This is a genomic window from Actinoplanes sp. NPDC049118 (assembly GCF_040648555.1).
Lineage (GTDB): Bacteria > Actinomycetota > Actinomycetes > Mycobacteriales > Micromonosporaceae > Actinoplanes.
Map to the genome: position 1 here is coordinate 234,568 of NZ_JBEZDY010000003.1, position 13,324 is coordinate 247,891.

The 13,324-nt window shown below is 73.4% G+C and carries 10 protein-coding genes; all 10 read left to right on the plus strand.

What is annotated here, in order from left to right; genetic code table 11:
* Positions 1-167 precede the first annotated feature (167 nt).
* Complete coding sequence (rsmH, locus tag AB0B58_RS05835; RefSeq protein WP_360218148.1) at positions 168-1,235, plus strand: 16S rRNA (cytosine(1402)-N(4))-methyltransferase RsmH; 1,068 nt, start codon at positions 168-170, stop codon at positions 1,233-1,235.
* Complete coding sequence (locus AB0B58_RS05840) at positions 1,232-1,825, plus strand: hypothetical protein (protein WP_360218151.1); 594 nt, start codon at positions 1,232-1,234, stop codon at positions 1,823-1,825. The genes rsmH and AB0B58_RS05840 overlap by 4 nt, the downstream gene beginning before the upstream one ends.
* Positions 1,826-1,828: 3 nt before the next feature.
* Entirely contained in the window at positions 1,829-4,240 is a 2,412-nt protein-coding gene (locus AB0B58_RS05845; protein WP_360218154.1) for a penicillin-binding protein 2, read from the plus strand.
* Between the two features lie 54 nt (positions 4,241-4,294).
* Positions 4,295-5,809: a UDP-N-acetylmuramoyl-L-alanyl-D-glutamate--2,6-diaminopimelate ligase gene (locus AB0B58_RS05850; RefSeq protein WP_360218157.1), complete on the plus strand. Its 1,515-nt coding sequence runs from the start codon at positions 4,295-4,297 to the stop codon at positions 5,807-5,809.
* Positions 5,806-7,203 carry a UDP-N-acetylmuramoyl-tripeptide--D-alanyl-D-alanine ligase gene (murF, locus tag AB0B58_RS05855; protein ID WP_360218160.1) on the plus strand — a complete coding sequence of 466 codons (1,398 nt, stop codon included), beginning with the start codon at positions 5,806-5,808 and terminating at the stop codon, positions 7,201-7,203. The genes AB0B58_RS05850 and murF overlap by 4 nt, the downstream gene beginning before the upstream one ends.
* Positions 7,200-8,303 carry a phospho-N-acetylmuramoyl-pentapeptide-transferase gene (mraY, locus tag AB0B58_RS05860; protein ID WP_360218163.1) on the plus strand — a complete coding sequence of 368 codons (1,104 nt, stop codon included), beginning with the start codon at positions 7,200-7,202 and terminating at the stop codon, positions 8,301-8,303. The genes murF and mraY overlap by 4 nt, the downstream gene beginning before the upstream one ends.
* Positions 8,304-8,367: 64 nt before the next feature.
* Positions 8,368-9,813 (plus strand): putative peptidoglycan glycosyltransferase FtsW, encoded by a 1,446-nt coding sequence (locus AB0B58_RS05865; protein WP_360218166.1) that lies wholly within the window; start codon positions 8,368-8,370, stop codon positions 9,811-9,813.
* Positions 9,814-9,862: 49 nt separating this feature from the next.
* Entirely contained in the window at positions 9,863-10,972 is a 1,110-nt protein-coding gene (gene murG / locus AB0B58_RS05870; RefSeq protein ID WP_360218720.1) for an undecaprenyldiphospho-muramoylpentapeptide beta-N-acetylglucosaminyltransferase, read from the plus strand.
* Between the two features lie 31 nt (positions 10,973-11,003).
* Positions 11,004-12,422, plus strand: coding sequence for a UDP-N-acetylmuramate--L-alanine ligase (gene murC / locus AB0B58_RS05875; protein WP_360218169.1), 1,419 nt, complete (start codon positions 11,004-11,006; stop codon positions 12,420-12,422).
* Between the two features lie 16 nt (positions 12,423-12,438).
* Positions 12,439-13,206, plus strand: coding sequence for an FtsQ-type POTRA domain-containing protein (locus tag AB0B58_RS05880; protein WP_360218172.1), 768 nt, complete (start codon positions 12,439-12,441; stop codon positions 13,204-13,206).
* Positions 13,207-13,324: the final 118 nt, after the last annotated feature.

Here is a 13,324-nt window from a genome sequence, read left to right on the forward strand (position 1 = left end):
TCCCCGGCGCCAGGCGTGTGTCCGGTCGGGCGCGCCCGAAGGCAACGGGCACGAGCGGATGGGGATCTGGCGGTACGGACGGACGACCGGGCACATCGGCGCCGAACGCCCCGGTCGGGGGCGGCCGGCACTGGGGTAGGGCCGGGTGAGCGCGGAAAGAGCGGGCTATGGGGGTCGTCATGGGGGAGCTTCGCGGCACGCACGTGCCGGTGCTGCTCGAGCGCTGCCTCGAGCTGCTCGCCCCCGCCCTGGCCCTGCCGGGCGCGGTGCACGTCGACTTCACGCTGGGGCTGGGCGGGCACGCCGAGGCCGTGCTGGAGCGGCACCCGGACGTGGTCCTCATCGGACTCGACCGGGACACCGAGGCGCTCACGCACTCCCGGCACCGGCTGGCCCGTTTCGGCGACCGGGTGCACTTCGTGCACGCGGTCTACGACGAGCTGCCGGACGTGCTCGCGGGGCTCGGCCGCCCGGCGTTCCACAGTGGGCTGTTCGATCTCGGCGTCTCCTCGCTGCAGCTCGACGAGCCGGACCGGGGCTTCGCCTATTCGCGGGACGCGCCGCTGGACATGCGGATGGACCAGTCGCGGGGCATCACCGCGGAAGAGGTCGTCAACGGCTACGAGCCGGGCGAGCTCGTCCGCATCCTGCGGGTGTACGGCGAGGAGAAGTTCGCGCCCCGCGTCGTCTCGGCGATCGTCCGGGAGCGGGCGAAGGCGCGGATCGTCTCCTCGGCGCACCTGGCGGAGCTGGTCAAGGACGCCATCCCGGCCGCCGGCCGGCGTACGGGTGGCAATCCGGCGAAGAGAACGTTTCAGGCGCTGCGGATCGAGGTAAATGCGGAACTCACGGCGGTCGAGTCCGCCGTGCCGGCTGCGCTCGACCTGCTGGCGCCGAAGGGGCGCCTCGTAGTGATGTCGTATCAGTCCTTGGAGGACCGGATCGTCAAGCGCGCCTTCGCCGCGAGGGCACGCAGTACCGGGCCGATCGAACTGCCGGTCGAGCTGCCCGGCACGGGTCCTTCGGTGCGGCTGCTGACCCGCGGGTCGGAACCGCCGAGCGAGGCGGAAGTGGCGGAGAACCCGCGGGCGGCCTCGGTGAAGCTGCGCGCGGTAGAACGGATCGATAAGCACGAACAGGCATCGGGTGCCGCCCGCGAACGGCCCCGGATGTCTGCGCACGGGGGACAAGGGCGGTCACGCCCGGGGGCACTCCAGGAGGGGGAGGGGCATTGAGCGAGCGCAGGACTGCGCCGCGGTCGGGGGGCCGGACCGCGGAGCAGGTTGGCAAGGACCGGCGCAAGCCGGCCGCCGCGACGAGCGGCACCACGACGGGCGGTGGCGGCCGGGGGGCGCGTCAGCACCCGGCCGTCGGTGCCACCCAGGGAAGTGCCGCCCTGAAACTGACGGCCGAGCAGCAGACCGACAACGCCGCCGCGCCCCGGCTGCGGGTCGCCCCGCCGGCGCCGATCAACGCGCCCCGGGCGCCGTTCATCGCGCTCGTGGTCGCGGTCGTCGTGGCCGGGGTGATCGGCATCCTGCTGATCAACACCAAGACCGCGGAGAACTCCTTCCGCATCGACACGCTGCAGCAGCAGCAGAAGAAGCTGGACACCCAGCAGCAGGAGCTGGAGAACGAGATCGCCGCCAACAACAGCCCGGGCAGCCTGGACGCGGCCGCCCGCCGGCTGGGCCTGGTCAAGGCCGAGAACCCGGCGTACATCCGGCTGCCGGACGGTGTGATCGTCGGCGTGCCGCGGCCGGCGACCGGCGATGTGGCCGTGACCGCGCAGGACTCCGCCGCCACCTCGGCGACCGGAAGGTAGAGCATGTCGCCGCGCGCCGACGAGACGCCGCGCCGGGGCCGGGAGCCCCGGCGCGGCGCTTCGCGTGACCTGCCGCCGGCCGAGGAGTCCGGGCGCGACGACGACCGGACCCGCGGCTTCGGCGGCATCGGCGACGCGCGGGCGTACACGCCCCGCGGCCGGACCGTGCGCGAGGGCGACCAGCGCACCCGTTCGCCGCGTGCCGGCCGGGACACCGACCCGTTCCGCCCGGCGCTGCAGGTGCTCGACGGCGGGCGGCCGGCCCGCGCCCGCCGCCGCGAGCCCGAGGAGCCGCCGCCGCCACCGCAGCGCCGCGGCCGGGAGGAGCGGGACCGCGAGCGCGAGCCCAAGGGCCGCGCCGCCCGCGGAACGACCCGCGCGGCCCCGCCCGAGGACGACGAGTGGGACGACGACACCCCGCGCCGGCCCCGCCGGACCACGGCCGGTGCCACCCGCGCCCGCTCGACGGCGAACCCGCGCAAGGGCGCGGCCGCCACCCGTACCGAATCGGGGGCCCGGACCGGCCGCGAGCGTAAGGTCGCCGCGCCGCCGGGACCGCGACGCGGCACCGCCGGTCGGCCCGCCAAGGCCGCGCCGCCGACCCGGCCCCGCTCGCGTCGGCCCGTGCCCGCGGTACCGGCCGAGCCGCCGAAGCTGGCCAACAGCACCCGGCGGCTGCGGCTGGGCACCGTGTTGGCGCTCGCCCTGTTCGCGACGATCGGGGTACGGCTGGTCGTGCTCCAGGTCGTCGACACCCCCGCGTCCGCGCAGAGCCTGCTGGAGCAGCGGCAGAGCCGGCTCACCGACGTGACGCTGCCCGCGCCGCGCGGCAGCATCCTGGACCGTTCGGGCGCGGTGCTCGCGCACAGCGTCGAGGCGCGCTACATCTACGCCGACCCCGAACTGGTCAAGGACGCGCCCGGGGCGGCGGCGAAGCTGTCACCGCTGCTCGGCGTCCCGTCGTCGCGGCTGGTCGAGCTGATGGCGAAGAAGAAGCGCCCCGGCGGCGGCGCGTCCCGCTTCGAGTACCTCGCCCGCGGTGTCGACATCGCGGTGGCGGACCGGATCGCCCTGATGAAGCTTCCGGGCATCGGCTCCGACCGCGACGAGCGCCGCGACGTGCCCGGTGCCGACCTGGCCGCGAACCTGATCGGCTTCACCGGCGAGGACCACTTCGGTCTGGAGGGCATCGAGGCCCGCTACGACGACCTGCTGCGCGGCACCGACGGCAAGCGGGTCTTCGAGCGCGGCAACCCGGACGTCAAGAAGGGAATGCTGGCCAAGGAGATCCCGGGCGGCTACAGCTCGTACCGGCCGGCCGCGCCGGGCTCGTCGATCCAGCTGACCATCGAGCGCGACCTGCAGTTCGAAGTGCAGCGCATCCTGAGCCGGCAGATGGAGCGGGTGAGCGCCACCATCGGCGCCGCCGTCGTCATAGACGTGCGGACCGGCGAGGTGCTGGCGCAGGCCAGCTACCCGGCGTACAACGCGGCGAAGCCGTTCGACTTCAAGCCGACCGAGCGCGAGGACGTCGCCAGCAGCGTCATCGCCGACCCGGGTTCGACGCACAAGGCCTTCACCATCGGCGCGGCCCTCCAGGAGGGCGTCATCACGCCCGACTCCACCGTCACGGTCGGCCCGGGGCTCGTGCTGGGCGGCAAGCCGTTCACGGACACGCACAGGTTCGCGGCCGGCACCAAGCTGACCATCCCCGGCGTTCTCGCGTACTCGTCGAACATCGGCACGATCCGCATCGCCCAGAAGCTCGGCAAGGAGAGGCTGTACGACTACCAGCGCCGGTTCGGCCTCGGCGAGACCACGAACGAGGGTATGCCGGGCGAGGCGAGCGGCCGGCTGCTCACCCCGGACGAGTGGAGCGGCTCGGCGTGGGGCTCGGTGCCGATCGGCATGAGCGTCGACGCCACGCTGGTCCAGATGGCGGCCGGCTACGCGGCGATCGCGAACGACGGCACCTACATCCAGCCGCGGCTCATCAAGGCCACCATCTCGGGCAAGGACGGCTCGGTCACCCCTGCGCCGGCGCCCGTGACCCGCGAGGTGCTCAGCCCCGAGGTCGCGAGCCAGCTGCGCACGATGATGGAGTCCGTCGTCGATTCCAAGGGCGGCACCGGCGGCCGGGCCGCGGTCGCGGGCTACCGGGTCTCCGGCAAGACCGGAACCGGAAAGATGCTGGTCGAGGGGCAGTACACCAAGCACAACGCGGGCTCGTTCATCGGCATGGCGCCGGCCGACAATCCGCGCTTCGTGATCGGTGTCTTCGCCGACGTGGCCGACGGCACCGGCGGCGACGTCGCCGCACCGGCGTTCAGCGAGATGATGGCCTCCGCGCTGCGGCACCTGCGGGTGCCGCCGTCGGGCACGGAGCCGCCGACCTTCAAGCTGAAGGCGGAGTAGCGGCGCCCATGGCGTTCGCAGGCGGATCCGGGGCACCGGGTAGGGTCTGACGCCGTGCCCGGCATTCCCCGTCCCCAGACCGTCCGCCCCCGCGGGCTGGCCGACCTCGCCGCCCTGATCGGCGGTCGGCTGACCGGCGCGGACGTCGAGGTCACCGGCGTGACCCACGCGAGCAACGAGGTACGCCCCGGCGATCTCTACGCCGCGCTGCCGGGCGCCCGGCGCCACGGCGCCGAGTTCGTCGCGGGCGCCGCCGAGGCGGGCGCGGTCGCCGTGCTGACCGACCCCGCCGGACGCGACGCCGCGGCCGCGGCCGGGCTGCCGGCGATCGTCGTCGATGATCCCCGCGAGGTGCTCGGCGTGGCCGCGTCGCGGATCTACGGCGACCCCACGGAGCGGCTCACCGTCATCGGTCTCACCGGCACGGCGGGCAAGACCTCGACGGCCTACCTGGTCGAGTCGGGGCTGCGGGCGGCCGGGCTGACCACCGGCCTGATCGGCACGGTCGAGACCCGCCTCGGCGACCTGGTCGTGCAGAGCGTGCGGACCACGCCCGAGGCCACCGACCTGCACGCGATCCTGGCCGCCGCGCTCGAGCGCGGCGTCACCGCGGTCGTGATGGAGGTTTCCAGCCACGCGCTGGCCATGGGCCGCGTCGGCGGGGTCCGCTTCGCCGTCGGCGGCTACACCAACTTCGGCCTGGACCACCTCGACTTCCACGCCGACGCCGACGACTACTTCGCGGCGAAGGCGAAGCTGTTCGACGGCCGCTGCCGCTTCGAGGTGCTCAACGCCGACGAGCCGGCGCTCGAGCCGCTGCGCAAGCCCGCCACCGTCACCTACTCCGCCGCCGGCGACCGGACGGCGACCTGGTCCGCGGGCGACGTCGCCGGCGACGCCTTCGGACAGCGCTTCACCGCGCACGGACCCGCGGGCGCCGTGCGGGCGGGCGTGGCGCTGCCCGGCCGGCACAACGTCGCCAACGCGCTGCTCGCCCTGGCCTCGCTTGTCGCGGCCGGCATCGACCCGCAGGTCGCGGCCGACGGCATCGCCGCCTGCAAGGGCGTGCCCGGCCGGCTCGAGCGGGTCGACTCGCCGGGCGAGGTGTTCGGCGTCGTCGACTACGCGCACAAGCCGGACGCGATCGTCGCCGCCCTCGCCGCCCTGCGCGAGCTGGCCACCGCCCGCGGCGGTCACCTGGTCTGCGTCATCGGCGCGGGCGGTGACCGCGATCGCGGCAAGCGACCGCTGATGGGCGCGGCCGCCGCCCGCGGCTGCGACCTGGTCGTCGTCACCGACGACAACCCGCGCACCGAGGACCCGGCCGAGATCCGAGCGGCCGTCCGGCAGGGCGCCGAGACGGCCGGAGCACCGGCGAAGATCATCGAGGTGGCGGGCCGCCGTGCCGCCATCGACGAGGCGGTCCGGCTGGCCGGCCCCGGCGACGTCGTCGCCGTGCTGGGCAAGGGACACGAGCGTGGCCAGGAGGTGGACGGCCAGGTGCTGCCGTTCGACGACCGGATCGAGCTGACCGCCGCGCTGGCCGCGCGCCCGGGCGGTGCCGCTTGATCCGCATGACGCTGGACGAGATCGCCGCGATCACGGGTGGGCGTCTCGTCAACGCCGACCCGGCCGCGACCGTCACCGGACCGGTCGAGTACGACACCCGGGCGCTGCTGCCCGGCGGGCTCTTCGTGGCGTTCGCGGGCGAGAAGGTGGACGGGCACGACTTCGCCGGCGCCGCGGTCGAGGCCGGCGCCGTCGGGGTGCTCGGCACCCGGGACACCGGCCTGCCCGGCATCGTCGTCGACGACCCGCTGCGGGCGCTGGCCGCGCTGGCGAGCGTCGTCGTGTCCCGGCTGCCGGGGCTGACCATCGTCGGGCTCACCGGCTCGTCCGGCAAGACCACGACCAAGGACTACATCGGGCAGTTGCTCGGCCGCCTCGGCGAGACCGTGGCGCCGGCCGGATCGCTCAACAACGAGCTCGGCTTCCCGTACACGGTGCTGAAGGCGAACACGGCGACCCGGTTCCTGGTGCTCGAGATGGGCGCCCGCGGTATCGGGCACATCCGCTACCTCACCGACATGGCCGGGCCGCGGATCGGCGTGGTGCTCAACGTCGGCGCGGCGCACATCGGCGAGTTCGGTTCGGTCGAGGGCACCGCGCGGGCCAAGGGCGAGCTGGTCGAGGCGCTCGGCGAGGACGGCGTGGCGGTGCTCAACGCCGACGACCCGCTGGTCGCCGCGATGGCCACGCGCACGACCGCCCGGGTGGTGCGGGTCGGCGAGGCGGCCGAGGCCACCGTGCGGGCCGTCGACGTGACGCTGGACGCCCGCGGACGGGCGGCGTACACGCTGGTGACGCCCGCCGGGTCGGGGCCGGTCCGGCTGGCGGTGACCGGACGCCACCAGGTCGGCAACACCCTCGCCGCCGCGGCCGTCGCGCTCGAGGCCGGGATGGCGCCCGCCGCCGTCGCCGCCGCGCTCGGCGAGGTCGGCATCGTCTCCGGCCGCCGGATGGACGTCTTCGACCGGACCGACGGGGTGACGGTCATCGACGACTCCTACAACGCCAATCCGTCCTCGACCGCCGCGGCGCTGCACGCGCTCGCGGCGCTGGGGCAGGGGCGGCGCACCACCGCCGTGCTCGGCTACATGGCCGAGCTCGGCGAGCACGACACCTCCGGCCACCAGGAGGTGGGCCGGCTCGCCGCCGTTCTCGGCGTCGACCGGCTGATCGCGGTCGCCGGCAACGCCGCCCCGATCCTCGACGGCGCGGCAACGGTGCCCGCCTGGAAGGGCGAGGCTGTTCTCGCGGCCGATCAGGCCGAGGCCGTCGCGGTGCTGCGCGGCGACCTGCAGCCGGGCGACGTGGTGCTGGTCAAGGGTTCGCGGTACCGGACGTGGGAGGTGGCCGACGCGCTCCGCGCGGATGCGGCCGCCGAGGAGGTAGGCCCGTGAGGGCAGTCATCGTCGCGGCCGCGGTCGCGTTCATCATCTCGCTGTTCGGCACCCCGGTCGCCATCCGCGTGTTCACCGCGCTGAAGGCCGGGCAGCCGATCCGGGCGGTCGGGCCGGCCACCCACCAGGGCAAGAAGGGCACGCCCACGATGGGCGGTGTGGCGTTCATCGTCGCGACCGTCCTGGCGTACGTGGCCGGGCACATCGCCCTGACCACGCTGCCGACGGAGCAGATCGCCCAGGTCCAGCCCACGATGACGGCGCTGGTGCTGCTCGGGCTCTTCGTCTTCTGCGGCGCGGTCGGCTTCCTCGACGACTTCCTCAAGGTACGCAAGCGCAACTCCAGCGGTCTGAGCGCGAAGGGCAAGCTGCTCGGCCAGCTGCTGGTCGGCGGCGGCCTGGGCATCGCGGCCCTGTACGTGCCGAGCACCAACGGGCAGACCGTGGCGAGCGAGCACATCTCGTTCATCCGCGACATCAGCTTCCTCGACGTCGGCAAGGTCGGCTCGGTGCTGGTCTTCGTCTTCGTCATCATGTCGATGTCGAACGGCGTGAACCTGACCGACGGCCTCGACGGGCTGGCGACCGGGGCGTCGATCCTGGTGCTCGGCGCGTACTCGCTGATCGGGTTCTGGCAGTACCGGCACTGGTGCGGTGACGACACCTACGCCCGCACCGCCAACTACTGCTACGAGGTGCGGGATCCGCTGGAGGTCGCGCTGATCGCGGCCGCGGCGGCCGGCGCCTGCGTCGGCTTCCTCTGGTGGAACACCTCGCCGGCCCGGATCTTCATGGGTGACACCGGCGCGCTGGGCCTCGGCGGCCTGATCGGCGGCCTCGCCATGGCGACCCGCACGACGCTGCTGTCGATCATCATCGGCGGCCTGTTCGTCATCATCACGATGTCCGTGGTCATCCAGATCATCTCGTTCAAGACCACCGGCAAGCGGGTCTTCCGGATGTCGCCGCTGCAGCACCACTTCGAGCTGGCGGGCTGGAGCGAGGTCAACATCGTGGTCCGGTTCTGGATCGTCGCCGGCATCTGCACCGCCATCGGCCTCGGCCTGTTCTACAGCGACTTCCTCGCGGTGATGGGATAGATCTCTCGCGACACGCCAGCCCCGCATCCCGGGGTGGGCGTGTCACGCCACCATGATGGTGCACATGGGGGAGGAGAAGCCTGACGCCCGGCCCACGGTCACCGTGTCGCCGGCCGCGACCGCGCAGCCGACCCCGCCCGCGGCCCGGCCGAGATCGCTCAGCCAGCAGCTGCTGCCGGCGGTGCACGGGCTGCTGGCCCGGCCGCTGTCGTCGTACTACCTGCTGATCGCGAGCTCCGGCCTGCTGCTCCTGATCGGCCTGACCATGGTCTTCTCGGCGACCAGCGTCAAGGCGTACGCGGAGGACGGCAACGCCTTCTCGGCGATCCGCAACCAGCTGCTCTTCGCCGTCCTCGGGCTGTTCGGCTTCTGGGTCTGCCAGCGCCTGCCGTCCGGCACCCTGCGTTTCCTCGGCAAGTACGTGCTCGGCCTGGCGGTCGTGCTGCTCGCCGTCCTCGACCTGCTGATGGCGCTCAAGGCGGTCGACCTGGTCGACAAGCCGCGGCTCGGCCCGGTGCACGCCGACCTGCTCTGGCTCTACGTCGGCCCGGTCGGCGTGCAGCCGTCGGAGTTCGCGAAGCTCGGCGTGGTGCTCTGGGGCGCCGACATCATCGCCCGCAAGGGCGCGGCCCTCGGCTACTGGCGCGAGCTGGCCATGCCGCTGTTCCCGATCGTCGGCCTGCTCTTCGTGCTGGTCGGCTACAACGACCTCGGCACCATGCTGGTGCTGCTCGCCCTGATCATCGGGCTGCTCTGGGCGGCCGGGGTGCGGCTTCGGGTCTTCGCGGCGCTGGGCGTGCTCGGCTTCTCCGGCATCGGGCTGCTCATCGCCGCCGCGTCCCGCGGCGCCGGATCCGGCTCCGACGGCGAGGCGAACTACCGGCTGCTGCGCCTGACGACCTTCCTGAAGCCGCCGGAGAAGTGCTCCCTCGGCCCCTGCTACCAGCTGCTGCAGGGCCGCTCGGCGATCTACGAGGGCGGCTGGTTCGGCGTCGGGCTCGGCAAGGGCGCCCTGAAGTGGAACTGGCTGCCCGCCGCGGACAACGACTTCATCTACGCCGTCGTCGCCGAGGAACTGGGCGTCGTCGGCTGCGTGGTCATCCTGGCGCTGTTCGCGGTGCTGGCGTACACCGGCTTCCGGATCGCGCGCCGGGTACAGGACCCGTTCCGGCGGCTGGCCGCCACCGCGATCACCACGTGGCTGGTGGCGCAGGCGGTCATCAACATCGGCGGCGTGGTCGGCCTGCTGCCGATCACCGGGCTGCCGCTGCCGTTCATCTCCGCCGGCGGCAGCGCGCTCGTCGTCACGCTCGCCGCCATCGGCATGCTCGCCTCCTTCGCCCGCGCGGAGCCCGACGCCGCCCGTGCCCTGCACGCCCGTCCGCCCGCTCGGTGGGTACGGCTAGTCTGGGCCCCGCTGCCGCCGCTCCCCCCGCCGCGGCGGCCTGGGCAATCGCGCCCGATCGCCCAGAAAAAGGGCGGCCGGGCATCCGTGAGGGACCGCCTTTAGTCCAGTCTAGGGTGGCGGGCGGGGTGGTTGGATGGGAGAGGAGACGGTGATGGGTCTGCTGCGGTCGGTCGTGCTCGCCGGAGGAGGCACCGGCGGTCACATCTACCCGCTGCTCGCCTTCGCCGACGCCCTGCGCCGCCACTTCCCCGAGGTGCGGATCACCACCCTGGGCAGCCCGAAGGGCATGGAGAACGAGCTGATCCCGCCGGCCGGTTACGACCTGCGGGTCATACCGGCGTTCCAGCTGCCGCGGGCGATCAACCTGAACCTGCTGCGTACCCCGGACCGGATGTACAAGTCCGCGCACGCCGCGGGAAAGATCATCGACGAGGTCGAGGCGGACGTCGTGGTCGGCTTCGGCGGGTACGTCTCGGTGCCGGCGTACCTGGCGGCCTGGCGGCGCGAGCTGCCGATCGTCATCCACGAGGTCAACGTGCCGCCGGGGGTGGCCAACCGGATGGGCATGAAGTTCACCAAGAACATCGCGGTCGGTTTCCCGACCCAGCCGCAGCAGGCCGAGTCGCTGCGCGACGCCCGGGTCGTCGGCGTGCCGCTGCGCACGGCCATCGCCCGGATGGACCGCCAGGCGCTGCGCCCGCAGGCCCTTGCCCACTTCGGGCTGCGTCCCGACCTGCCGGTGCTCTTCGTCTCCGGCGGTTCCTCGGGCGCCCGCACGATCAACCTCGCGGTCGCCGGCGCGGCCAAGAAGCTGGCGCACGCCGGCGTACAGGTGCTGCACGTGCAGGGCGGGCGCAACGACCCGTTCGACGTGCCCAGCGACCTGCCGGTGCCGTACGTGGTCGTGCCGTACCTGTCCGACATGCAGCTCGGCTACGCGGCCGCCGACCTGATGCTGTGCCGCGGCGGCGCGATCACGGTGGCCGAGACGACGGCGATCGGCATGCCCGCGATCTACGTCCCGTACCCGCACAGCAACCAGGAGCAGAAGCGCAACGCGCTGCCCGTCGTCGAGGCCGGCGGCGGCCTGCTGGTGGACAATGCCGAGCTCACGCCCGAGTGGATCGAGCGTACCGTCGTGCCGCTGGCCCGTGACCGGCAGCGGCTGGTCACAATGGGTGCCGCGGCCGGCGCGTACGGCCGGCGCGACGGCGACGAGGCGCTGCTCGACTTCGTGTGCGAAGCGGTGGCCGGCCGATGACCCTTTCACCCTCGACCGCTGGAGTGCCGCTGTGAACACCGCTGAGCTGACGCCGGCCGGTGAGTTGACCGCCGAGGATCTGGGCACCGTCCACCTCATCGGCATCGGTGGGGTGGGCATGGGCGGCCTGGCCCGGCTGCTGCTCACCCGTGGCGTGCCGGTCACCGGCAGCGAGCTGCGGGAGTGGCCGGCGCTGGCCGCGCTGCGCGCGCTGGGCGGCACCGTGCACATGGCGCACGAGGCGTCGAACCTGGACGGCGTCGACACCGTCGTCTACTCGACCGCCATCCCGCAGGACCACGTCGAGATCGTCGAGGCGCGCCGCCGCGGCCTGCGGGTGCTGCACCGCTCCGAGGCCCTCGCCGCCGCGATGACCGGGCGCCGCACGATCGCGGTCGCCGGCACGCACGGCAAGACGACCACGACGTCGATCATGACGGTGATCCTGCAGCACGCGGGCGAGGACCCGTCGTTCGTGATCGGCGGCGAGATCTCCGCGGCCGGCTCGAACGGCCACCACGGCTCCGGCACCTACTTCGTGGCCGAGGCGGACGAGAGCGACAAGTCGTTCCTCATCTACCGCCCGCACGTCGCGATCATCACCAACATCGAGGGTGACCACCTCAACAACTGGGGTGACCTCACCGGGCTCAAGGCGGGCTTCCTCGAGTTCGCCGAGCTCACCGACGAGGACGGCTTCGTGGTGACCTGCGCCGACGACGAGGGCGTTCAGGAGCTGATCGCGGGGCTGCGCGCCGCGGGCCGCACCGTGTACACCTACGGCGAGTCCGAGGGCGCCGACCTGCGGATCACCGACGTCGTCTCGTCCGTGCAGGGCGTGCGCTACCAGGCAACGCTCGACGGCAAGCCGCTCGGCGAGATCACGCTGGCGCTGCCCGGGCGGCACATGGGGCTCAACAGCGCGGCGGCCGTGCTGGCCGCGCTGCGCCTCGGGCTCCCGCTGCGGAAGATCACCGAGGCGCTCGCGTCGTTCCCCGGCGTCCGGCGCCGCTTCGAGCGCAAGGGCACGGTCGCGGGGATCCGGGTCTACGACGAGTACGCGTACCACCCGACCTCGGTGAAGGCGGCGCTGCGCACGCTGCGCGAGGTGGCCGGCGACGGCCGGCTCGTCGTGGTGTTCCAGCCGTACCGGGTCTACCGGACCCGGGACCTGCAGGCGGAGCTCGCCGAGGGCCTGGCCATCGCCGACGAGGTGATCGTCATGGAGGTCTTCGGCCCCGGCGAGCAGCGCGGCCCCGGCGAGGGCGGCGTGGCGCTGACCGCGGCCGTCGACCTGCCCGCCGAGCAGAAGATCTTCGTGCCGTCGTGGGAGGACGTGCCCGCCGAGGTCGTGCGGCGCAGCCGGCCCGGCGACGTCGTGGTCACCATGGGCGCGCCGCCGATCTCGCTGATGGGCGACGAACTGCTGGCCGCACTGGCCGAGGCCTGACCGCGGAGGCCATGGCGTGAGCGAAGGCGGCGGGCGTAGCTGGCGGCTGGTGCGGGCGGACACGGACGCCGTGCCGGCCTCCGTGCGGCGGTTCATGGCCCGGGCCCGCCGGCGCCGGCTCCGCGCGGCGCTGCCGTGGGCGGTCGGCGCGGGCGTCGCGCTGGTGGTGGGCGCACTCGCCTGGACCGTGTACGGGACGTCGGTGCTCGGCGTCCGCTCCATCGACGTCGTCGGCACGGACTCGCTCGCGCCGCTGGAGGTCGAGCAGGCCGCGGCCGTACGGATGAACCAGCCGCTCGCCGGGGTCGACCTGGACCGGATCCGCGGCCGGGTCGAGGCCCTGCCCGCGGTGGACCGCGCGATCGTCTCCCGGAGCTGGCCGTCGACGGTCGTGGTCGAGGTCGTCGAGCGCACGCCGGTCGCGGCCGTCCCCGCCCGTGGGGGTTTCACGCTGATCGACGCCGAGGGCGTCGCCTACCGGACGGTGTCGAGCCGGCCGGCCGGGCTGCCGGTGGCCCGGCTCACCGCGCCGGGCCCGGAGGACATCAACACCCGCTCTGCCCTGACGGTGCTCTCGGCGCTGACCGCGGAGCTGCGCGACCAGCTGGTCTCCATCTCGGTGCCGAAGCCGGCGCAGGTCAGCCTCGGGCTCCGCAGGGGCCGGACGGTGATCTGGGGCGACGACACCCAGAGCGACAACAAGGCCCGGGTGGCCACCGCGCTGCTCGAACGCAAGGGCGACACGATCGATGTCAGCGCCCCGGACGTGGTCACGATCCGTTAACCGGACGAAAAGGACCGAACGGCGCATTCCGTCACAGGTTACGGCTCAGTCGGATACTCGCCTCGTAAGCGGACGCCGACACGCCGCGTCGGTCCTTGGTTGTCGCCTGAGGTCCGCT